The 22507-nt window shown below is 55.6% G+C and carries 24 protein-coding genes; 6 read left to right on the plus strand and 18 right to left on the minus strand.

Features of this window, described 5'->3' with window-relative positions:
* Positions 1 to 49 precede the first annotated feature (49 nt).
* Positions 50 to 1831, minus strand: coding sequence for a lipid A export permease/ATP-binding protein MsbA (msbA, locus tag ACK3CJ_RS21030; protein WP_409524150.1), 1782 nt, complete (start codon positions 1829 to 1831; stop codon positions 50 to 52).
* Positions 1832 to 1934: 103 nt separating this feature from the next.
* Between msbA and lpxL the strand changes: the two genes are divergently transcribed.
* Positions 1935 to 2855 carry an LpxL/LpxP family Kdo(2)-lipid IV(A) lauroyl/palmitoleoyl acyltransferase gene (gene lpxL / locus ACK3CJ_RS21035; protein WP_409524151.1) on the plus strand — a complete coding sequence of 307 codons (921 nt, stop codon included), beginning with the start codon at positions 1935 to 1937 and terminating at the stop codon, positions 2853 to 2855.
* Here the strand turns inward: lpxL and asnB are convergent.
* The 8 genes from asnB to ACK3CJ_RS21075 form a co-directional block, all read right to left on the minus strand.
* A complete protein-coding gene (asnB, locus tag ACK3CJ_RS21040) occupies positions 2852 to 4735 on the minus strand; it encodes an asparagine synthase (glutamine-hydrolyzing) (protein WP_409524152.1) in 1884 nt (627 codons plus the stop codon). The genes lpxL and asnB overlap by 4 nt on opposite strands.
* Positions 4736 to 5821 (minus strand): glycosyltransferase, encoded by a 1086-nt coding sequence (locus tag ACK3CJ_RS21045; protein WP_409524153.1) that lies wholly within the window; start codon positions 5819 to 5821, stop codon positions 4736 to 4738. It abuts the gene before it with no gap.
* A 100-nt stretch (positions 5822 to 5921) separates the two neighbouring features.
* On the minus strand, positions 5922 to 7202 hold the full coding sequence (locus tag ACK3CJ_RS21050; RefSeq protein WP_409524154.1) for a D-amino acid dehydrogenase: 1281 nt from the start codon (positions 7200 to 7202) through the stop codon (positions 5922 to 5924).
* On the minus strand, positions 7203 to 8321 hold the full coding sequence (locus tag ACK3CJ_RS21055) for a class II histone deacetylase (protein ID WP_409524155.1): 1119 nt from the start codon (positions 8319 to 8321) through the stop codon (positions 7203 to 7205).
* Positions 8318 to 9259 (minus strand): ornithine cyclodeaminase family protein, encoded by a 942-nt coding sequence (locus ACK3CJ_RS21060; protein WP_409524156.1) that lies wholly within the window; start codon positions 9257 to 9259, stop codon positions 8318 to 8320. Before ACK3CJ_RS21060 ends, ACK3CJ_RS21055 begins: the two co-directional genes overlap by 4 nt.
* A 2-nt stretch (positions 9260 to 9261) precedes the next feature.
* A complete protein-coding gene (locus ACK3CJ_RS21065; RefSeq protein WP_409524157.1) occupies positions 9262 to 9618 on the minus strand; it encodes a RidA family protein in 357 nt (118 codons plus the stop codon).
* Between the two features lie 56 nt (positions 9619 to 9674).
* Entirely contained in the window at positions 9675 to 10721 is a 1047-nt protein-coding gene (locus ACK3CJ_RS21070) for a histone deacetylase family protein (RefSeq protein WP_409524158.1), read from the minus strand.
* 149 nt (positions 10722 to 10870) lie between these two features.
* Positions 10871 to 11647 carry an AraC family transcriptional regulator gene (locus ACK3CJ_RS21075; protein WP_409524159.1) on the minus strand — a complete coding sequence of 259 codons (777 nt, stop codon included), beginning with the start codon at positions 11645 to 11647 and terminating at the stop codon, positions 10871 to 10873.
* Between the two features lie 190 nt (positions 11648 to 11837).
* Between ACK3CJ_RS21075 and ACK3CJ_RS21080 the strand changes: the two genes are divergently transcribed.
* The 4 genes from ACK3CJ_RS21080 to ACK3CJ_RS21095 all read left to right on the plus strand — a co-directional run bounded on the left by ACK3CJ_RS21080 (position 11838) and on the right by ACK3CJ_RS21095 (position 13690).
* Positions 11838 to 12626, plus strand: a complete 789-nt coding sequence (locus ACK3CJ_RS21080) for a glycosyltransferase family 2 protein (RefSeq protein ID WP_409524160.1) — start codon at positions 11838 to 11840, stop codon at positions 12624 to 12626.
* 15 nt (positions 12627 to 12641) lie between these two features.
* Positions 12642 to 12866 (plus strand): DUF4160 domain-containing protein, encoded by a 225-nt coding sequence (locus tag ACK3CJ_RS21085; protein WP_409526635.1) that lies wholly within the window; start codon positions 12642 to 12644, stop codon positions 12864 to 12866.
* Complete coding sequence (locus ACK3CJ_RS21090) at positions 12847 to 13092, plus strand: DUF2442 domain-containing protein (RefSeq protein WP_409524161.1); 246 nt, start codon at positions 12847 to 12849, stop codon at positions 13090 to 13092. The genes ACK3CJ_RS21085 and ACK3CJ_RS21090 overlap by 20 nt, the downstream gene beginning before the upstream one ends.
* A gap of 112 nt (positions 13093 to 13204) precedes the next feature.
* Complete coding sequence (locus ACK3CJ_RS21095) at positions 13205 to 13690, plus strand: DinB family protein (RefSeq protein WP_409524162.1); 486 nt, start codon at positions 13205 to 13207, stop codon at positions 13688 to 13690.
* Between the two features lie 164 nt (positions 13691 to 13854).
* Here the strand turns inward: ACK3CJ_RS21095 and glyA are convergent, their stop codons facing one another.
* The 5 genes from glyA to ACK3CJ_RS21120 form a co-directional block, all read right to left on the minus strand.
* Entirely contained in the window at positions 13855 to 15177 is a 1323-nt protein-coding gene (glyA, locus tag ACK3CJ_RS21100) for a serine hydroxymethyltransferase (RefSeq protein ID WP_409524163.1), read from the minus strand.
* A gap of 141 nt (positions 15178 to 15318) precedes the next feature.
* Positions 15319 to 16362 (minus strand): glycosyltransferase family 4 protein, encoded by a 1044-nt coding sequence (locus ACK3CJ_RS21105; protein WP_409524164.1) that lies wholly within the window; start codon positions 16360 to 16362, stop codon positions 15319 to 15321.
* Positions 16362 to 17561: an O-antigen ligase family protein gene (locus ACK3CJ_RS21110; protein WP_409524165.1), complete on the minus strand. Its 1200-nt coding sequence runs from the start codon at positions 17559 to 17561 to the stop codon at positions 16362 to 16364. Before ACK3CJ_RS21110 ends, ACK3CJ_RS21105 begins: the two co-directional genes overlap by 1 nt.
* A gap of 68 nt (positions 17562 to 17629) precedes the next feature.
* A complete protein-coding gene (locus ACK3CJ_RS21115; RefSeq protein WP_409524166.1) occupies positions 17630 to 18751 on the minus strand; it encodes a glycosyltransferase family 4 protein in 1122 nt (373 codons plus the stop codon).
* Complete coding sequence (locus ACK3CJ_RS21120; RefSeq protein WP_409524167.1) at positions 18748 to 19665, minus strand: mitochondrial fission ELM1 family protein; 918 nt, start codon at positions 19663 to 19665, stop codon at positions 18748 to 18750. The genes ACK3CJ_RS21115 and ACK3CJ_RS21120 overlap by 4 nt, the downstream gene beginning before the upstream one ends.
* A gap of 273 nt (positions 19666 to 19938) precedes the next feature.
* Here ACK3CJ_RS21120 and ACK3CJ_RS21125 point away from each other — a divergent pair, with 273 nt between their 5' ends.
* Positions 19939 to 20280, plus strand: coding sequence for a hypothetical protein (locus ACK3CJ_RS21125; RefSeq protein WP_409524168.1), 342 nt, complete (start codon positions 19939 to 19941; stop codon positions 20278 to 20280).
* Between the two features lie 341 nt (positions 20281 to 20621).
* On the opposite strand, the gene ACK3CJ_RS21130 is transcribed toward ACK3CJ_RS21125, so the two are convergent.
* The 4 genes from ACK3CJ_RS21130 to ACK3CJ_RS21145 form a co-directional block, all read right to left on the minus strand.
* Positions 20622 to 21041, minus strand: coding sequence for a hypothetical protein (locus ACK3CJ_RS21130; protein WP_409524169.1), 420 nt, complete (start codon positions 21039 to 21041; stop codon positions 20622 to 20624).
* Between the two features lie 46 nt (positions 21042 to 21087).
* Positions 21088 to 21909, minus strand: coding sequence for a hypothetical protein (locus ACK3CJ_RS21135; RefSeq protein WP_409524170.1), 822 nt, complete (start codon positions 21907 to 21909; stop codon positions 21088 to 21090).
* A 3-nt stretch (positions 21910 to 21912) separates the two neighbouring features.
* Positions 21913 to 22125, minus strand: coding sequence for a hypothetical protein (locus ACK3CJ_RS21140; RefSeq protein WP_409524171.1), 213 nt, complete (start codon positions 22123 to 22125; stop codon positions 21913 to 21915).
* Between the two features lie 104 nt (positions 22126 to 22229).
* Positions 22230 to 22460 carry an ATP-binding cassette domain-containing protein gene (locus ACK3CJ_RS21145; RefSeq protein ID WP_409524172.1) on the minus strand — a complete coding sequence of 77 codons (231 nt, stop codon included), beginning with the start codon at positions 22458 to 22460 and terminating at the stop codon, positions 22230 to 22232.
* Positions 22461 to 22507 lie beyond the last annotated feature (47 nt).

Genomic DNA, 22507 nt, shown 5'->3' on the forward strand with positions numbered 1-22507 from the left:
GGTTCCCTCCCCCCCATCAACGACAGGCGTACTCATTCTGCAGCGAAGATCAGGTCACAGGGACCGGCGGCGTATCGTTGAACTGCATCCGATAGAGCATCGCATACACGCCATTGTGGCTGATCAGATCGGCATGTGTGCCGGACTCAACGATCCGCCCATGTTCCATCACGACTATCTTGTCGGCCTGCTCAACAGTTGAGAGTCGGTGAGCAATCACCAACGTGGTACGATCCTGAATCACATGCTCCAGCGCCTGCTGGATATAGCGTTCAGACTCGGTATCCAGTGCTGAGGTTGCTTCATCCAGAATCAACAGCGGGGAGTCTTTCAGTATCGCCCGCGCAATCGCGATACGTTGGCGCTGACCACCGGACAGCAGCACACCATTCTCGCCGATCACCGTATGCAGCCCCTCGGGCAGGCGATCAGTGAACTCGGTGACACGCGCCGCATCGGCTGCCAGTTTGATCTGCTTCGGACTGGCACCAGACAGCGCACCATAGGCGATATTCTCAGCAATGGTGCCCTCAAACAGCACCACATGCTGGTTCACCAGTGCGATCTGATTACGCAGGCTCTTCAGGGTGTAGTCCGACAGTGGACGATCATCCAGACAGATTAATCCCTGCTCCACATCGTAAAAACGTGGCAACAGGCTGACCAATGTCGACTTGCCGCTGCCGGAACGCCCGACCAATGCAACTGTTTGCCCCGGTTCGATCACCAGATCGATCTCCTTCAGAGCATCCTCACTACTCTTGGGGTAACGGAAAGAGACGTTCTTGAACACCAGGCGACCAGCAGTTTCTTTCAGCTCAATACTGCCGCTGTCCATCTCAGGCAGCTCATCAAACAGCTTGAAGAAACTCTCCGCTGCCGCGATCCCCTTCTGCACCATGCTGTTGATTTCGGTAAGCTGACGGATCGGTTTCGCCATCAGGGAGGCCGCCGAAATAAAGGCGATAAACTCACCCGTGGTCATCGCCTCCAGCAGGCTGGGTGCCATGGCGATATAGGTCAGCATCGCCACGACCGAGGCCACCAGCATCTGCACCACCGGTGTCGAAACCGATTGCGTGACCACCATTTTCATGAACTGGCGCCGATTACGTTCCGATACGCGATTGAAACGCTCGCGCTCTGACTCGGCACCGCCGAAGATGCGCACCACCTGATAACCCTTGATCGCTTCGGAAGCGGCTGAGGAGATATCGCCGACAGAATCCTGAATTCCATGGCTGAGACGGCGCAGGCGCTTGGATGCCAGCGCAACCACGCCACCGACCAGCGGTGCAATCAGCACAAACAGCAGAGTCAGCTTCCAGTTCAGATACATCATGTAGCTGAACAGGCCGATCACGGTGAAGCCTTCACGGATACCCACTTTCAATGCATCTGTAGCAGCGCCGGTGACCTGCTCAACATTGTAAGTCAAACGTGACAGCAACTCGCCAGATGAGTGTTTCTGATAAAACGCACAGGGCAGCACCAGCAGATGATCAAACATCTGACAGCGCAGACGATTGACCAGCGCACGCGCCACATAAGCGATACCATAGTTACCGAGAAAAGTACCAATGCCACGCACAGCAAAGATAAGAATGATCCCGATCGCCAGATTGGCACGGTGATCCAACTGCCCACTCTCGATGGCATCTACAAAGTATTCCAGCCATTTCGCGGCCGCTGTCTGTGAAGCGGCATAAATGAGAAACCCCACAATACTAAGGCCGAACATCAGCCATTCGCGCTGAATATATGCCAGCAGACGGCGGTAAACTGCCCAGCTACTGCTGTCGACGGCGCTCTGAGCCTGATCTTTTTGCATGCAACTCCTCAGTATTCATCCACATACGGGCTGGCCATTATACCTGCACCTTGGCAGGATATCAGGTTAGAATAACGCAACATTATCCTGTATCCGAATGCTGATGTCGCTTGTGAGTCAAAACAAACCCACTTCTCTCTATACACCTCGCCACTGGCCGACCTGGATCTGGATCGGCCTGCTGCGCCTGATTGCCCTGTTGCCCTATGGTGCGCAGTTGAAAATCGGCAAAGCCCTCGGGGTCGTGCTTTATCATCTGGCCCGGCGTCGGCGTCATATCACCGAGGTGAATCTGCGCCTGTGCTTCCCCGAATTGGATGATAAGGCCCGTGATCGGATGGCCCGTGAGGTGTTTATCCACAACGCCATTGGTGTGATGGAGGCCGGGATGGCCTGGTGGGCACCGAAAGAGTGGTTCCGTGAGCGGACGCAGATCAAGGGACGGGAACATCTGGATGCGGCCCTGAAACAGGGATGCGGGGTGATTCTGCTCGGCGCACACTTCACCACACTGGATCTGGGTGGCGTGCTGCTCGGCTTCTACTATCCGTTCAACACCATGTACCGGCGCCACAACAACCCTGTACTGGAAGAGGTGATCGACAAGGGTCGGAGCCGCACCTCCAGCACCATCGAGCGCTCCAATCTGCGCCAGGTGCTGCGCGCACTGAGGGCCAATGAGATCATCTGGTATGCGCCGGATCAGGATTTCGGAGCACATCAGTCGGTCTATGCTCCCTTTTTCGGCGTTCAGGCTGCCACCATCACCGCCACCAGCCGTCTGGTCAAGCTGAATCAATCACCGATTCTGATGATCTCACAGCATCGCCTGCCGGATAATCGTTACGAGGTAGAGATTTACCCCATTATCAAGCCTTTCCCGACTGGTGACGACGTTGCCGATGCTACCCGCATCAATCAGGAGATAGAGCGTGCAATCCGCAAGGACCCGGCTCAATACATGTGGGTGCATCGACGCTTCAAGACCCACCCTAAGGGTAAGAACTATTTATATCGACACTAATCCAGCAACCAGCTGATAGGCTCCACTATCTCGGGAGGGCGTACCGGCGTGCCTTCGATATACAGACGTGACCAGATCGCCAGTTGGATAAAAGCCGCCAGCGGTTCAACCGCGCGTTTATCCCCCTGCTGTTGGCGCGCAATCAGCTTTTTGACTGCGGCAGGGGTGGTGATCTGCATCAGCAAAACCGAACCTGTCAGCGCGCTGAGCAGTGAATCCGCCGGCAGTGCCTGCAACCAGTCGCGCACCGGTACGGTGAACCCCTTTTTACGCCCCTGCTGCGCGGCACTCTGCAGATTCTGTTCCAGCCAGCGACGCGGGATGATCTTGCCGATCCTGCCCTGACGTTTCAGATGTTCCGGCAAGGAGAGGCCGAACAGTACCAGTCGATGATCCAGGAATGGCACACGTCCCTCAACGCCATAGGCCATCAGCATTCGATCCGCCTTGACCAGCAGATCATCAACCAGCCAGGTCTGCATATCCACCGCCTGCATCCGCGTCATACTGTTCTGAGCGCCCTGCTGCTGCCAGTGCAGAATGAAGGGGTCGCGCCAGGGTGTCATATGCTGTTGACGCCAGGCTGACTGCAACAGACCGGCATTATCACCCTTGCTGAAACGACCACGAGTACGAAAGCCCCCGCTGCCCGGCGCTCTGGCCGCCAGCAACCAGCGCTGCAGACGCGGCATGCGATAGCGACCATAACCGGCAAACACCTCATCGCCGCCCTCGCCACTCAGCACCACCTTGTGCGAGGCTGACGCCTGCTGTGCCAGTGCCAGCGTCGGCAGATTGGCAAAGTCTCCCATCAGCTCGTCGCCGGCCCAGATGGAGAACACCAGCCGGTCAAACAGTCGCACCGGATCACTGCGGATCAGCTCAAGCTCCAGACCGGTCGCCTGGGCTATCGATTGCGCCTGAGTGGCCTCATCATGCACCGACTGTGTCTCGAAGCCGAGACTCCAGGCACGCGAGCCCTTTTCACCTACCCCTGCCCCCAGCCCAGCCCCTGCCCGTTGCAGGCTTCTGGCCAGAATGCTGGAATCCACACCACCTGACAGAAACAGGCCAACCGGCACATCCGAGCGCAAGTGCTCTCGCATCGACTGCTGCAACAGGTGATCAAAGGTTTCCACTGCATCCGCCTCGGAGCCGGTGAAATCTGGCTGTGCCTCCAGCGCTTGCGCCAGATCCCACCAGCGCCCTTCGCTGAACTGCCCCTGTGCATCCAGGCGCAGAAAGCCACCGGGCGGCAGGCGCCGGATCCCCTCAATCGCTGTTTCGTCACCCGAGCTGAAATTGATCTGCAGAAAGCGCGCCAGCGCATCTCCATTGGCCTGAGGCGACCTGTCCAGCAGGGGCAACAGCGCCTTGATCTCGGACGCAAAAGCCACACCGCCATTGATCAGACTGTAATAGAGTGGCTTGATACCAAAGCGATCACGCACCAGCAGCAGGCTGCGCTGCTGGCGATCGAACAGAGCAAAGGCAAACATGCCGTTCAGTTGTGAACAGAAGCGTTCCGGTTGAACAAAACCATCGGCCTGCGCCTGTGCTTGATAGAGCGGCAGAATCACTTCGCAGTCGGAGCCGGTCAGAAAACGGGCCCCTTGAGCGGTCAGGCCAGCGCGCAACTCTGGGTGGTTGTAGATCTCACCATTGGCTACCAGCACCGCCTGCTGATCCGCAGCATGCAGCGGCTGACGGCCATGTTCAAGATCGATGATCGACAGACGGGTATGCAGCAACGCCAGATCGCGGTCGATAAACTGCCCCTCACCATCCGGCCCGCGATGCTGCAGCGCATCCAGAATCGCACGGGTACGAGAAGCATCAACCACCCGCCCCGGTGTGTAGATCCCCGCGATACCACACATTCAGCGCTGACCCGCCAGCAGTTGCTGATACAGCTCGCGGTAGGCACCGACGATCACCTCCTGGCTGAAGCGCGCCTTAAGCACCTGTTGCCCGGCATCAATCAGCGATTCCCGCTCTACCGGTGTCGACATCAGCAGGACCTGCATCGCATCGGCCATCTCCTGTGCCTGATCTATATCGACCAGCAGGCCACTGCGCCCCTCCTCAATCAGCTCCAGCGCGCCATCAGAGCGAGTACTGATCACCGGCACACGGTTCGCCCAGGCTTCCAGAATCACATTGCCCAGCGGTTCATGGCGCGAGGGACAAACAAAAATATCAGCCAGAGCAAACGAGGGGGTCGCATCCCGCTGCCAACCAGGCAGATGGATACGCGATGCCGCCGCAGACCGTGCCACCTGCGCATCCAGTTCAGCACGCAGCGGCCCCTCACCGGCGATCAGCAGATGCAGCGGACGACCATCCAGCTCAGCCGGAAGCTGTTCAAATGCGTAGATCAAGGTATCGAACCCTTTGTTCTCATGCAGTCGTCCGAGTGCAAAAATCACCCGGGCAGCATCGGGTAGACCCAGACTCTGACGCAAGGCATCCACCTCGACCGGTTCGGCTGTAGGTGGTTCGGGCACAAAATTACTGATGAAGTGCACCTTTTCCGCCGCCACACCCTCACGGATCAGAAAATCACAGATACCACGGGTATTACCCACCAGTGCATGGGCATGACTATACTGAGCCGGATCATAAAAGCCGCCCAGACGTGCAACATGCACCGGTCCCTTGCCGGGCGGCAGATGCACCAGACGGGTGGCGCGCCCCATCCAGGTCTGCACGATATCGGGTTTTTCGCGCCGGATCAGTGAGCGCAGCGCCAGATGGGAGAAAGGATCGAAGACACTGCGCATCGAGGCATGCTGCAAGGGCGGACTCAGCGCAGCATTGAGCTCACTCGCCGGTGGTGTCACGGCAGTTGAGGGAATACCGCTGGTGTTCAGCGCATGATGCAGGCGTACGAAAAAACTCTCGGCACCGCCCAGTTTTTTACTGCCGATGATCTGCAATGTTCTAAACTGGGTCGTTGTGGACATAATCATAGTCCCGGAACCTCTTGGCTGAATCCATTCGCATGAAACGCCAGGTGCACAGTTCCCGGCAGACGATGCATTATAGCAAAAGCTTCAGCCCTGACTAATCGAATCGATCCGGCCGGAAGGCATCCAGTGACACGACTGGAACCTCTCCATCAACCAATTGTGCAATTAACTGCGCACTGGCCGCCGACAGGGTCCAGCCAAAAGTACCATGTCCGGTATTCAGATAAAGGTTGTGATAACGGCCGCGCCCGATCAGAGGTGGGCCATCCGGCGTCATGGGTCGAAACCCTGCCCAGGGTTCTGCCTGAGTCATATCGGCCGCTCCCGGAAAGCGCGACGCGACAGCACGACGAATCGTATCCAGCCGCGCCTCAGGTATGTCACGATTCATACCCGTCAATTCGACAAAGCCGGTCGCACGCATGCGCGATCCCAGGCGAGTCGTCACTACCTTGAAACGATCATCAATCACCGAAAAGCGCGGGGCCTTATCGGGATCTATCAGTGGCGCGGTCAGCGAGTAGCCCTTCACGGGATAGATCATCAGCCGACTACCAAACATCCATCCGAGACGGCTGGACGCTGTTCCGGCGCAGAGGACAAAGGCATCTGCCTCAAGGTGTTCTGGTTCTAAATCTGAATGTACCGGATCAGCAGGCTTGAGCAGTAGTCCTGCCACCTGTTCACGATCCAGCGCTACAGAGTCAACTCGAGTGTTATAACGAAACTCCACCCCTTGAGCCTCGCAGGCCATCGCCAGTGCCTGGCTGAAGTGGCAGCAGTCACCAGTCCCATCCTCCGGTAACCACAGCGCACCCAGCAGAGGACCATTTCCTGCCAGGGCCGGTTCCTGCGCCAGAGTCTCCTCTGCATTCAGGAAGCGATGGGGCACGCCGACTTCGCGCAGCAGTGGCAGCGCGGACTGCAGACTCGCTGCGCTGGCCGCATCACTGGCCAGCTCCATCACGCCGCCTTGCTCGCCATCAAATGCCAGCGGCAGCTCAGCTTCCAGAGTATGAAAGCACTCACGACTGTAGGCAGCGAGTTGCAGCATGGCACGCTTGTTTGCCTCAAAGATTCCCGGTTTTGCATAGCGCCAGGTGGCAAACAGAAAGCGCAGTGCCTCAAGACTCGGAGGTATCTGCATCTTCAACGGGCCATCCTTCTGCAATAGCCACGGAAGTGCCTTTTTGATCATCGCAGGAGAGGACCAGGGATAGACATAGCCATAGCTGCGCTGCCCGGCATTGGCCCGACTGGTCTCCTGACCGGCACTGGACAACTGCTCGATAACCGTCACTCTGTGACCGCGCTGACTCAAGGCATATGCCGTGGTCACACCCACCACACCTGCGCCGATAATGACGATATGCATTCAATACCTCTGCTTGAAAAACGCCTCAACCCAACCATCAATCAACGCCTGCTGGTGCGGCTGCAACGACTGATAGCCCCAGGCTGCGATCTCCTCATTCTGCGGATCCGTTGCCTGGATATCGCTGTCGGCCAGCGCCGCGATCACCGCATGTCCACAGAAAGGCACATAGCCCTCGGAATAACCCCCTTCATGCGTCATCACCAGCCGCCCCTGGCAGCAACGATCCGCCACCGCCTGCACCTGTCGCGTCATCCGCCCGAAGGCTTCACTGTTCAGCATCATCTTGCCCAGCGGGTCCTTGGCACAGGCATCATAGCCACAGGCAACCACAATCAGCTCCGGTGCAAAGGCCTCAATTGCCGGCAGGATGAGTTTTTCCATCGCATAATCATAGGCACCGATTCCGCTTCCCGGTGGCATCGGAAGATTAAGGTTACATTCCAGTCCAGCTCCATCTCCCAGCTCCTCAAATCCGCCGCTCTCCAGCGGATAGTTGGCGGCCTGATGTATGGAAATGGTCAGCACCTGAGGGTCGGTATAGAACGCATCCTGCTGCCCGTTGCCATGGTGTACATCCCAGTCGAGTATCGCTACCCGTTCCAGTAATCCCAACTGGCGCGCACGATTCACTGCAATCGGAATATTGCCAAGCAGACAGAAGCCTCGCCCGCGATCCGCCTCGGCATGATGTCCAGGCGGGCGGCACAGCGCATAGGCATTGCGCAGCTCCCCTCGCAGCACCGCTTCAACAGCCGCCACAGCCAAGCCAGCTGACTGCTGTGCTGCCGCCAGACTGCCACGGGTGAAAGGCGCCGCCTCACCGGCATTGCCTCTGCCGAGCTGATCACCCGCTTCCAGTCGATCCATATATTCGGGGGTATGAAATGTGAGCAGCTCCTCACGACTGGCCGGTGCGGGTTTACGCACCTCCAACTCATCGATCAGACCGGATATCTCCAGCAGGTTTTTCAACCGCCGCTTGCTCTCAGGGCTTTCTGAGGCCGGTTGCGGTTGCATGAACCAGCCCGGCTCGGAAAACACCCCGATCGCTCCCTGATCGTGCCAGAAGCAGCGCTCATGCCAGAAAAAGCCAGTCCCTGACGCTGGCTTGCTCATTGCGCATGCTCCAGTTGCTCCCAAACCTCTATGGCGGCGGCCAGATCCTCCAGCGACGCACCGACCGATTTGAACAGCGTGATCGCATCAGCACTGCTGCGCCCGGCATGCTCGCCGCGCACCAGTTCGGCCAGATCAGCCTGTATCCGATCAAATGCGAATTCGCCCTCATTAATCGCCTGCAGCAGATCACCTGCCTCGCCTCTGGCACCGGCATAGGTATCCACAAACACTTCGGCCCGCGCCAGACACTGGGCATCGGATTCACGCATATCAGGGCGGAAGGCCCCGACCAGATCCAGATGCGCACCCGGTTTGAGCCATGCTCCCTTGATCAGTGCGTCGGTCGACAGAGTGGCGCAGCTGATAATATCGGCTTCACGTGCTGCCGCCTCCAGATCCTCTACGGCCTCGCAGTCAAAGCGATCAGCATAATCAGCGGCAATCGCCTGAGACTTGCTGAGCTGACGGCCCCAGATACGCACACGCGTGATGGGCCGCACAGCTGCATGCGCCTCAATCAGCATCGGTGCCAGCTTGCCGGTTCCCACAATCAGCAGCGAGCTGGCATCCTCTCGCGCCAATGCACGAGCCGCCAGTGCTGACGCCGCAGCCGTGCGACGCTTGGTCAGCTCGCTGCCATCCATGCAGGCCAGCATCGTGCCATGTCGGCCATCGCTGAGCAGATAGGCACCGGAGATCGCATGCAACCCCTGCGCCGCATTCTGGGGGAACACATTGACCATCTTCATGCCAATATAACCACGCGCTTCCCAGGCAGGCATCAACAGCATCGTTGCATCACCATCCTCACGATGCATCGTGTGATGATGGCGCGGCGGAGCTTCAACACCCTCGCGGAACACTCTCTCCAGCCGACTCACCAGCGCATCCCAAGGCAGCGCCGCAGCCACCTCCTGTGCCGTTATCATTCGCATGATCAAGCTCCCGGCAGTGCAGCCACGACCATGATCTCGACCTTCCATTCCGGCTTGGCCAGCTTGGCTTCAACACAGGCACGAACCGGTGGACGACCCGGCGCAACCCAGGCATCCCAGGCGGCATTCATCTCATTGAACTCGCTCAGATCGGTAACCCAGATGGTCGCAGACAGCAGATGATCCTTTGCTGTACCGGCTTCGGCCAGCAGGGCATCGATCCCGGTCAGTATCTGTTCTGTCTGACTACGCATGTCGGCGCTGGCATCAGTTGCCACCTGACCAGCCAGATAGACCGTATCCCTGTGGATAGTGACCTGGCTCATGCGGTTGTTGCTTCCTTGATAGGTAATGCTCATGACTCTGCTTCCTTCATTGGTTAAATATGGTTTGATACAGCTACGCCTGACTCAGCTCAAGCACCCCGAAAGCCATTCAGAAACGCCGCCAGATTATTCCCCAGCGCCTCGGTCGGATACCCGCCTTCCTGAACCAGCACTGTGGGCAGTTGCAGTTTTGCCAGACGTTCACCGATGCGCTGGAAATCACTGGTCTCCAGCGTCAGTCCGGCCAGCGGATCATCCTTGTGGGCATCCAGTCCCAGCGCCACAACCACCGCCTGTGGATAAAACTGATCCAGTTTTTCCAGCAGTTGCTCAAGGGCCTGACAGAAGACTGCGCCGTCACTGCCCAGCGGCAGCGGAATATTGATATTAAAGCCCTGACCCTCGCCTTCACCTGTCTCATTGTCCTGCCCCCAGAAGAAGGGGTAGAACTCGCGTGTATCGGCATGCAGGGAGCCGGTCCAGACATCGGAACGCTGATAGAAGATATCTTGAGTACCATTGCCGTGATGCAGATCAACATCCACAATCGCCACCCGATCATACTTTTCGCGCAGCACCGTAGCGGCCAGCGCCGAGTTGTTCAGGTAGCAGAAACCACCGATCTGCTCAGGCCCGGCATGGTGCCCCGGTGGCCGACACAGTGCATAAGCCGACGGCTCACCCTGCACAACACTGAGCGCAGCCGCTTCCGCCGTGGCAGCACTGGCGAGTATCCCGGCAAAGCTATCCGGTCCTATCGGGCAGGCCATATCGTGCAGATGCCAGCCCGCCTGGCCGATGGGATGATCCGGGTATTGTCGCCCACCTGCACAAGGGTGAACATTGGGCGTCACCACCTCGGACGCGCCCGGCAGCTCACGCCAGCGGGTATGAATCGTTTCCAGAAAATGCAGGTAACGCGGGGTATGAATCCGCGCCAGACGCTCGTGCAGGCGGGCTTCGTTTTCGGTAGATGTCAGCCCATCCGGCTCACTCAGCGTCACACCCAGTCGTGCCATTTCGGCCAGCAGTATCTCGGCACGCACAGGGCCTTCCGGTGAGGGTGCAGGTTTGCCTCTGAGCAGAAACGTCGCCGGAGCATGGAGGTTTTGACGATCGGAATAGTAAAATTTCATAATCATTCACCCAAGAGTCTGAGTATCAGAATAGGGCAGCAACAGCATTTCTGCTTGCCCTGGGCTAAGACATATTTGCCCGAGACTCATATATCAAAGGAAGATAGCAGGAAGGTTACCGATAAGCTAAAGTCAGCAGTAAGCGCTGATCAGGCGCGTCGATGCGCCGTAGGGGTGATATGAAACACCCGTCGATAAGCCCGCGTGAAGCTACCCTGATCACTGAAGCCGATCAGTGACGCGATCTGGCCCAGCGACAGCTCACTGTGACGCACCAGAGCCCGCGCATGCTCCAGCCGTCTCTGCTGCACATAGCTGATCGGGGTCTGGCCGGTTGCATGGCGAAAACTGGCATGGAAATGACCGGGACTCAGAGCACATAGAGCAGCCAGATGCTCCACCTGTATCTCATCACCCAGATGGGCATCGATATGGGCATTGATCAGATCAATATCCAGTCGGGCTCGATAATGTCTGGCTGTCGTTTCGGGCTCTGAGCCAGGCAGATGCCGTCGGTAAATACTCAGATAGAGACTGCGCAGCAGCAGGGTGGCGATATCCTTGCGTAGCTCGGGAAACAGCTCCAACTGCTGCATCAGAGCAGACGCCAGGCGGTTCAGTTCGGGCGAGACACGAAAAAAATCAGGCCGGGCAAAGATCCGCTCCAGCTCATCCGCACAGGGAAAAGCAGCCATGCTACTCAGCGGGATATCCAGCACCAGCGTACGATTATCACCATCACCCTGATAGGCGTGATGATAATGCGAGGGGATCAGACAACCCAGTTCACGTGTAATACGCGCCCCCCGCCCCTCCACACTCAACTCGGTGGCACCGGACGTCGCCAGAATCAGCTGATGATAGGTATGCTCGTGAGCCACAGGATGCTGTGTCAGCGTGCAGGTTCTGAGACTGAAATGCGACATGGCGCGCGGGATCTCCCCATTCGTGGTCAAGCTACCAAGATAGGCCAGCCACGTTTAATGTCAACCCACCCAGACTATTCACCTGCTTCACGCAAGCAGGTACCATAACAGCTCATGTGATCGCACCCGGCCGCGCCTGCGCTGGACAGACGCGAACACCTCAAACCCTGACCATCAATCCGGATTTCACATGCCTGCCAAATTGCCCATCTCCGTTACCATCATCGCCGTTAATGAAGCGGACCGCATTGTCGCTGCCATCGAGAGCGTCATTGATTGGTGCGACGAGGTAATCGTGATCGATTCCGGCAGCACTGACGATACAGTTGCGGTTGCCGAGCAAGCTGGAGCGCGAGTCCTATACAACCCCTGGCCAGGATATGGCCAACAGAAGCGCTTTTCTGAGGATCAGGCTCGCAACGACTGGATACTCAATATCGATGCTGATGAGCGCACTCTGCCGGAACTGCGCGAGGAGATCGAGCAGCTGTTTGCCTCAAGGGAAGCGTTGGCCGATGGCTACTTCATCGCCATCCACGACCGCCTCTACGGCTCCGACAGCCTCAGCGCCTATACCCCATATAAACCGGTGCGCCTGTATCGCCTGAGCCAGGGCCGCTACAGTGAGAGCCCAGTGCATGATCGTGTGCAGATGAACGCCAATGCGCGTACAGCCAACCTCAAGGGGCGCATGGCACACGACTCGGTGCGCTCGTTTCATCACCGAGTGGCAAAGATGAACGGCTACACCGAAGCCCAGGCCAGCGACTTGCGTGCTCGTGGCCGCAAACCCAGCACCTTCCGCATCATCATCGATTTCTGGACCTCCTTCATCAGCGGCTACTTCCTGCGCGGCTACTGGCGCGGCGGTCTGATGGGATATATCTACGCAATGAACTTCGCTTACAGCCGATTTTTGCGTCAGATCAAGTTGTATGAGCAGAGTTGTATCAAGACAAACAAGGATGAAAATATATAGAATATGCCTACAGTGATGCGTATTGGCCCTTATCGTTTCTTTTTCTATAGTAATGAGGGCAGTGAACCGGCACACATACACATTCAGCGAGAGCGAATGTTAGCAAAGTTCTGGTTACAGTCAGTTGCTCTTGCAAGTTCAACTCGATTCTCATCCCAGGAATTGAGGCAACTTGAGCAGTTGGTGGTTAAGAACAGGATTACATTTTTGGAGGCTTGGAATGAGTATTTTGGCAGTTGAGCTTCACCCTCAAGCTCAGAATGTTAAATGCACTGATGTGGCACTTGTCGTCGAGCTGGTTGATGGCCGCACTATATCTGTTCCACTGGTTTGGTTCCCACGCCTGTCTAATGCCTCAAAAGAGCAATTGAGTAACTGGGAGCTTCTTGGAGATGGAGAAGGGATCCACTGGCCAGATCTTGATGAAGATCTGAGTGTTTCGGGGCTTTTAGACGGTACACATTGATATCAACGCGCCCCCCCTGCGTCAGGCCTGTTATATCGCTTTGCACAATGCCAAAATGTGATGGATGCTTCAGATACCCGAGGCTGTTATGACTGCAATACGAAACATCAGGATGTTGACGCGCTATAGCGCTTGGGCCAATGTGCGTTTGTATGCCGCTTTGGCGCAAGTACCCGCTACCTGGCTGACCGATGCACGGCCTGGGCGACCCCATGGGGTCAATGGCATACTGAGTCACAACTATGTGGTTGATCTTATCTGGAGGGCGCACCTTGAAGACACCGAGCATGGTTTTACATCGCGCAATTTCCTGACCGTACCATCCTTTGAAGAGCTCCATACAGCTCAACAGCAATCCGATCAATGGTATATCGACTATGCGGATATACAGGAAGAGCCATCGCTGGAGCAGATCATTCCCTTCAAATTTGTCGATGGTGGCTCTGGCAAGATGAGCCGTGGCGACATGCTGCTGCATATCATCAATCACAAGACCTATCATCGTGGCTACATAGCAGACATGCTGTATGAGTATGGTTCAGCGCCGCCTACGATGGATCTGCCGGTATTCCTGCGGGACGAACTACCAGAGCTATGAGGTGAGCACTTAACCAGTCCATCAGAGTCTACGTAAAACCACAAACTAATCTATGCTCTTATTTTATTTTCACCCCTAAGTTAAATTAGCAGGGTTCGTTATTTCAACTTAGGGCTCAACGCTTCACAGCCTCCTCATTCACAGCTTCTTTATTCACAAACACTTTATTCACAAACAAAGTGCAGCCGACTAAAGCGAGCACGAAGCTGTGCAACCTCAGTTGCCAACTGCTCGGGTGCTGAGGATGTCAGCGCAGCTGCGACCAGATTAGCCAGTTGTGGAATATCCTCCACACGCACACCCCAGCGCGCCAGTTCCGGCGTGCCGATGCGTAGCCCATTCATATCCCCTTCGACCGGTGCGATCGGCAAGCCGATACCACAGGCGAGAAAGCCAGCCTTGCGCAGATGTTTCGATGCTGCCTGTCCGCCACCGTAGGCAACCGCCTCAATCGCGAACTGATGGGATTGGGTAAAGCCGCGTGCGTGCGCAAATACCGGTACCCCTTGATCATGCAGCTCACGGGCAAAGGTCTGCGCCAGCTCGATCATGGTACGGCTGTAGTCGGCGCCAAATGCTTTCCAGTCCAGCATTGTCAGCGCCAGTGCTGCTGATTTTGCCGCGTCAAAATTCGCTGTCAGCCCCGGGAAGGCGATACTGTCCAGACGCTGCGCCAGCTCGGCATCAACGGTTACGATCAGGCCTCCCGCCGGACCACCCAGGCTCTTGTAGGTACTCATCGTCATCAGATGTGCGCCTTCGTGCAGCGGATTGGGCCAACTGCCACCGGCGATAATGCCACACTGGTGCGCAGCATCGAACAGCACTTTGGCGCCCACCTCATCCGCAATCTGGCGCACCGCCTTGACTGGATGCGGAAACAGATTGAGGCTGCCACCCACGGTGATCAGCTTCGGCTTCACTCGTTGCGCCAGTTGACGCAACCCCTCGACATCCAGCGTATAACCATCACTATCAACCGGTGCCTGATGAATCTGCAACCCATAGAGCCCGGCACAACCGGGGCCATGGTGCGTAACATGCCCACCGATGGTGGCTGGAGGAACAATAATCGCATCGCCCGGCTGGCAGATCGCCATAAAACCATAGAGATTGGCCAGCGCGCCGGATGCGACACGGATCTCGGCATAGGGTGCCCGAAACACCTCAGCACAGAGTTCAGCCGCGATCACCTCTATCTCTTCGATCGCCTCCAGCCCCATCTCATACTTGTCACCGGGATAGCCAAGTGAAGGCCTGGAACCCAGACCAGCTGACAGAACCGCCTCCGCACGCGGGTTCATCACATTAGTGGCGGGGTTGAGGTTGAAACAATCACGCTCGTGGATCTGGCGATTCTGCTCAACCAGCGACGTAATCCGCGCCGCAATATCAGGAATGTCGGATAGTGCTGTTTGCTCAGCCAGTTGTTGGATAAGCGTTTCACTACTTTCGGGTACCCATGAACGGTGAACAAGTGCACTCATGATCATCTCCTGACGCATGGCTGATTGGCATGTAGCTCATGCATCAAAGTAGCAGAGAGTTGGCAGAAGCGTAGCCAAATAATCAAAGTTGTCGGAAAAACGATGAGTCAGGCGTAACCACAGCCTCAACCAGATGAGGTGTTATCCTGCTTTGCTGGCCAGGGTCAGCAAGGTTTGCAGGCGCGGCAGCAGCGCCTCCATCCGGTAGGTCTGCGCCTTCTGATAGGCGTTTTCGGTGATCATCGGCCAGGCTGATCGGGACTGTAAAGCCAGCTCCAGCGTCTGTGCCAGATATGCGGGATCAGTTGATGGTGTCAGCCAGCCATCAGCACCATCCTGTATCAGACTGGCTGGTCCCGGTGTGCTTGTGGCCAATACTGGTCGACCATGCGCCATCCCCTCCAGCACAACCAGTCCGAAGGTCTCTTCACGCGAGGGCACCACCAGCAGATCAATATCCTGTAACCAACCTCGAATATCCGTGATCCAGCCATCGAACGCTACCTGATCCTGCAGGCCAAGCAGTTGTAACTGCTGAGTCAATCGTGCCTGCTCTGCACCGCTGCCGGCGACCCGCAGCCTCGGCTCCTTGCCCCGTTGCTTAAGCAACGAAAGCGCCTGCAACAGATCCGCCAGCCCTTTCTCCGGGTCGAGGCGTCCGATAAAGCCCAGCTGAACCGGCTCGCTGCTCTTCAATGGCAGAGGTGCCTCAGGAAAATGGGGCAGCATGTTGGGGAAGAGATGCACCTGCGCATCGCTGAATCCCTGCTGCAGATGATGCTGTCGCATATGCTCCGTCAGTACCAACAAGTGATCCACACCACGCATGCGCTGATGCTTGTAACTGTGTGCAACGCCCATGACCGGTATGCCCAAACCTGTGCGCGCCCGGCACAGCAGTGAGGTGGCACGGGCGTTGTGAGCCATGATCAGGTCCGGCTGCAGCCGCTTGAGTCGCAGCCAACTGCTGAGCAGTGCAGCCGGATCATAAAAGCCTCTCGGATCGAAAGGCTGCAGCAGGGCTTCCCCAGGCAACTGAGCCGCATAGGGGGCTTGCTCTGGAATCCAGGCATGCACCTCATGCCCGAGCTGCAACAGCGCCTGCGTCATATGCACATAGGCCTGCTCCAGACCACCTTTACGGTCGGAACAGAGCGCGTGCACGATACGCAGTGGCCGGCTCATCAACCTGCCTCTCCCAGCCGAGCGGCACGCAGATTCAGCGCCAGCGCCAGGCCGAACATCAGGCACAGGTAAAAGGCATTCCCCGACACGCCATTGCGCAGCGGCGTATCGGTCAGACCACAGAGAAAAGCAGCCACGATCAGCATCAGCAGCGGGGCGATCTCCAGCCAGGTACAGCCACGACGGCGCAGGAAAATCACCGGCATGCAATACAGCCAGAACAGCCCTGCCAGCCCCAGTAAACCTGCGCGCTCAAGAGTATCCAGTATGTCTGAGTGCGCATGATGCATCGCGACGTACGCCGGGATTTCACCGGCCTGCACCATCTGCTGTTTGATTTCGATTGCTGCTTCGACACCCGCACCCAGCAGCGGTTGATCCAGAAACAACTGCCAGGCCAGTTGCCACACCTGCAGACGAATCCCCACAGAGGTTTCCTGTGCACCACCAGTAAAATAGGACCTGAACTCATCCAACCCCAGTTGAAGACGTTCGGCCTGCAGCCCAAAAACAAGTAACAGGCTGATACTGATCAACGCGATCAACATCACCAGCATGGCGGGAGAGATCCGATGACGCCGAAACAGGAGCAGCAGATAGCAAAGCGTCACCAGCGACAGAGCCAAGAGCGAGCCACGGGTTTCACTCAACAGCACCATTAATAGCGAAGCACCAACACCCGCCAGCAGAGCCGGCCGGACCCGCTGCAGATTGCACTGCAGCGACAGGCCCAATAGAAAAACGGCAAAGAATACTATCGCATTGGAGAAGGGCACTGGGTTAAACCAGAGTGAAGGGCGCCACTGATACATCAGGATAGTCCCGAACTCGATCAGGCCCGTGTACTGCACCAGAATAAGTAGCAGCGCCATCACCAGCATCAGACTGATAGCATTCAACAACAACTCAGGCCCAATCCGACGATAGTGCAGCAGCGCCATCAGCGGCAGGACCAGTGGCAGGTTACGCACCATCACCTCAAGGCTGGATGGCACCGATCGCTGCAACAGAATATTCGCCATATCACCCAGAAGAGGGAAAAGCGTCAGGCTGACAAACAACCAGGCAGTACCGCGATCAAAGCGCACCTGATAAATGATCAGATAGCCGATCGCATAAAAGGTCAGCAGATAAGGAACAGCTTTATTGCCACGGTAAAAAAGAAAGAAGCTCGCCAGCAACAGGATAAAAAACAGCATCGAGGCCGATCTCGACCAGCCGGGAAGCGATGTTGAAGTCCTCTGCAGAGGCTTATCATGAAAATCTGTCACGCCTGTTTATCGCTCCTGTGAGTCAGCTCATCATACACCGCCAGCGTATCACTGATCATCCGCTCCAGCGTGTAGACAGCATTGCCACTGACCTCCGGGGCTCCGGCACGAAACCAGCTCTGCAGCCGCTGCTGCAGCTCATTCAGATCACCTTTCGCTACCAACCCCTCAGGATAAAGCTCAGCCAGAGTTTCCGCCACACCACCATGCCCGAACCCCGCCACCGGCACACCCAGCGACAAGCATTCAACGACGGTACGTCCAAAGGACTCCGGCTTGTTCGACAAAGAGAGCACCACATCCGACACGGCATAGATCTCACGGATATCACCACGTGCCCCGGTAAAGGTGATCCAGTCATCCAACCCCTCCTCCCGGATACGCGCACGCAACTCATCGGCATAAGCCTGACGCCGGGGGTCTTCTCCACCGACGATCAACGCATGAACAGGTATACCTGCCTGCTTGAGAGCAGCAACCAATGTGATCAGGTCCTGATGCCCTTTCAGACGGGTGATACGCCCCGGCAGTGTCAGCACCTTTTTACTCACTAACTGAGGATATTGCTGATACCAGGCTTCGCGCCACTGTGCCGAGGGCTGAAAGCCATAGGGGAACTCTTCGGGATCGATGCCGCGATTGATCAGCCGAAGTTTTGTGCTGTCGGTTTCGGGGTAGTTGTTCTGAATATAGTCCATCACCGTCTGAGACACGGCGATCACCCGTTCGCCACGACACATGATCGCACTGTAGCCAGATACGGAATAAAGACCATGTACCGTAGTGACCAGATGCGGTCGCTGCCCCGCTGGCAACCCTTTCCATGCCAGCCAGACAATCCAGGCAGGCAGACGTGAGCGCAGGTGGATAATATCCGGCTGATAATCACGCATCCAGCGCCGCAGCGACCAGATATGACGCAAGGTAAATAAGGATTTACGGCCGAGATCCCAGGTCAGATGGCGGCTGCCCTCCCGCTCTAGCTGAGGCACCAGTTTGCCACCCGCCGAGATCACCAGCGACTCATGCCCGGCAGCCACCAGACCACGCGCCACCTCCAGCGTACCGCGCTCAACCCCACCGCCATCCAGATCGGGCAGCACCTGAACCACTTTCATAACCAGCCTCGCTCAAGTAGCCATCCGGCGCAACGCTGCGCTTCATTAAAGGTGTGTGTTGATGCGGGTGTGGATAAGGTCCTGCCGGAGCCCTCGCACCAGCGGGAAAAAGGCTGGATCAAGCCATCATCAGCAAGCCGCTTCAGCCCTCCGGCCAGACGACCTCCACGACCTGCCGGCAGCTCCAGCGTGCCCACCGCGCATCCAGCCGTCAACGCTTCATACACCATCGAGACACTGTCCTCGGTTACCCAGCAGCACTCGGCACTGGCCAGTTTTTCAGGCAACCATCCGGCTGGCGTTTCCTCAGCCGGCACCAGCTCAACTCCCGGCAGAGTTCGCAACAGACTCAAGGTTGATTCAGGTGTGCGGCGCGATGTGGTCATGCACCAGTGCCTCGCATCCAGACTCAGCAGTTGCTGCAACTGAGCCAACAGCGCGGCCTCATCCCAGCCAAAATGCTTCGATGGACCACCGATCAGGATCATACCGCTACCGGGTTGCTTGGTGCCGGAGCGCATCAGATTCAGCGCCCCTCGGGTAGTCAGGATATTCGCACTCGGGGCCGGGTTATCATGCTCTGGAATCAGGCAGAGATCGAACCAGCGCAAAGGCAGGCTGGGCTTCATCAGCACCACAGCAGGCTCACCGGTCAGCCGCTTCAGCGCCAGCAGCGTCAGATGGGTCGCATGACCGGCTCCGATCAACAGTGCCGGAGGTGTCTGAGTAAGAGGCTGAAGCAGTGGCTGAGGACGCTGTCGGAACAGAAGCGCCAGCAGAGACTGAGTCGTGCTCAGTGGCGCTACCTCCTGCAGCTCCAGCTCAGGGCGCTGCTGTTTCAGGGCAGCATAAAGCCCCAGCGACTGATTCCGGTGTCCGGGTTTACCATCGCTGACGATCCAGATCTGAGGCACAGAGGTTCCATTGGCAGCATTTAACACCGCGCCATGATACTAAGGGGGCTTTGGCTGAGTCTATAGTGGGGTGTTATGCCTCGCTTCAATACATCCCGACACATTGCAACCACAAGAAGGATGGGGTAGTTTCGACTAAACAATCTGGAAGCACGCACTTGCTCTGATGAAGCACCAGCCGGGCTGGTAGCGTGTGTGGTGTCAGCACCTCATAATCGAATTAATACAATACTTAAGCAAATACAAATATTAGCTCTTGGGGTCTATAATAATATGAAAATTGAATTTTCATTTGCACCAATTTTTGGATTCCTTGGGGAATACGACAAGGGCAAAAATCAGCTATTTAAATCTCACATTGAGCCTTTAATGAGAGATATAGAAGAAATTCATACCGACTATATTACAGCCTTCATTAAAATTAGAAGCTCGTTAAAAGATAAAAAAGTGCCAAATAACGAGCTACTTGATTTTCTAGAAGATCGTAGGCACGAGCTTGCTGCAAAACGCAATATAGTAAAGAAGCTCGCTGCAGAATTAGAACGTGCTGAAAAGACGGATGGTGCGCAATGGAGCGTGGATATCGTTCAAAGCGTTCTGCGAAGCAATCGTTGAGTATTTTGAAGCATCAGATAATATTGGGTCTCCGAGCTGGTATACACAATTCATACATTTTATGAAAACTTATAGACTTGCAGGTATAGAAGATTCCTTCTTCGACTCAAATCCATTTGGAAATGATCCGCGCACTGATATAATATCGCACATTAATATAATAGTGGAAGAACGTCTACCAAAAAAGCTGAATAAAATACATACCCACTACTCAGAGCTTAGAAGTGCTTTATTGTGAGATATGAGAGAACACCCAAACAATAGAGCTGTCAACAACAGCGCAGTTTGACCGCTATGCACATACTATCTGCACCTGCATAGCCGTAGTACAGGTAGAAACATCACTCGGGATAAATAAATAAAGCGATAAAGCCAAAAGTAAAAAAAATGATACCGGAAACAATAAACCCTCTAGATATATAACGATCAATGGGCTTAATGTAAGGCAAAACAGGTATTACATTAAAGAAAAATGAACTTTTGACAGGGCCGATTTTCCGCTCAGATTTTACCATATTTGCAATGGATTTACGCGTAGCCGAGAAAACATGCCAATAAGCGTAAATGTTTATCATGTGCAACGCAGGAGGCTCCAAACCGTCACGCCGCATGGCTCTATTTATACGTAAAATCGAGAAGAACAATGAAAAAATCATTAAAAAAACCCCTATGATCATAAAAAACCCGCTTGTTAAAACGAGAAATTCCTTAGATAAATAGAGGCGAAAAAAATCAGGTAGATTTAAGAAAAAGTCACTCATAAATAATTAACCAGCCAAAAAACTGAATACTTTGTTGACTAAAAGGCTATAGCAAACTGTCATATAACGTACTACCAAAATTCTCACCCATGCCCCCACCAACCTTGGCTCCGTAATAACTTGCACCGGCTATTATAATCACAATACAGCCAATGAGTGCCCAGCCAATAGGGCCAGCAAGTGCCAATGCAGAAATTTTTGTTGCGCCGCCGAGGGCAATCAATGTTGCATTACCCGCCAACCCTCCTCCAAGTGCACCGCCACCAAACCCCGCAATTTGCCTTACGCTTTCACGATGCCAGTTTCCATCAGCATTACTCACACTTCTTACCTTGCCAGCTCTGATTGAAGCATCAGCAGCCAAGGACAAAGGAGTGGCTGCTTTAGACATAAACTGCGAGAAGCTTTTCAGCCTGTGAGCCTGAAACAGGTCAGCAACGAAAATGCGCGTGTCGGCGTGCAGACGGCCACGGCTGCGACTGGCCAGAGTGATACCGCGGTGTGCATTATTGATGGCGCTGCCACGGTTTTTAGTACGCATGATAACAGGGGAGAGCTGGGTCATTGCGCTTCTGTGTTCGCTGATCAGCACATCGTAGGCTTGAATGGCATTGCGGCGCGCGATGGCGTCCCTGGCGCCTGCGCCCGGCATCCCGGCTGCGGCAGGCTTTTGAATAGCGATGAGAGCATTTTCATAATTGACCAAAGCTTTATGAAAATTAGAGAGATTTTCAAATTTGGCCTTAAAGGCAGGGCCAGATCCACCTATCAGACTAAGAACGCCAGAGAGCTCCTCCTCAGTCAGGTATTTTTCCCAGAACTCGGCTTCTCGATGCAACTCCTCACCTTCTACTCCTGCCGCTTCCATTAGTCAGCTACGCTCATGAATAGCCTGTTGATTAAGAGTACGGATAATCGGGGGTGCATAGGTTTCAGACAAGTCCAGTGTGAAGGCCTGCCCTTGATAAACACGACCATCTGAGCTTATGCCATTGACTCGGGAAAACTCCGCAATGAGCTCGTCGTCGGCATCAATCAAGTCAGAAATGTGGCAAGAGTGAGAGTTGAAATAGACGGTAGGCATGGCAATGTCCTTATTAAAAATCATCCTTTTGGGCAATCCGGCCCCTTACTTTGGGCAAGAGATTACTGCTTTTTGCCACTGCAATCAACGTTCACTCTCTTTTGTCACAGCTGCAAATATTGCCCTACCCCGACCGCCTCAATAAACGCTTCATCATGCGAGACCACCATCAGCGTGCCGGGGTAATCACGCAGCACATTTTTCAGCAGTTCACGGGAATCAAGATCCAGATGGTTATCCGGCTCATCCAACAGTAGAAAATGGTCCCGCTTCATGAATGCAGCGCAGAGCGCGAGGCGTGTCTGCTCCCCGCCACTGAGTCTGGAGATAGGCACGTCCTGATCCTGAAGCAGCCCGTGTGCAATTGCGGGCTTATACAGAC

The organism is Nitrincola salilacus, assembly GCF_046271865.1.
Lineage (GTDB): Bacteria > Pseudomonadota > Gammaproteobacteria > Pseudomonadales > Balneatricaceae > Nitrincola > Nitrincola salilacus.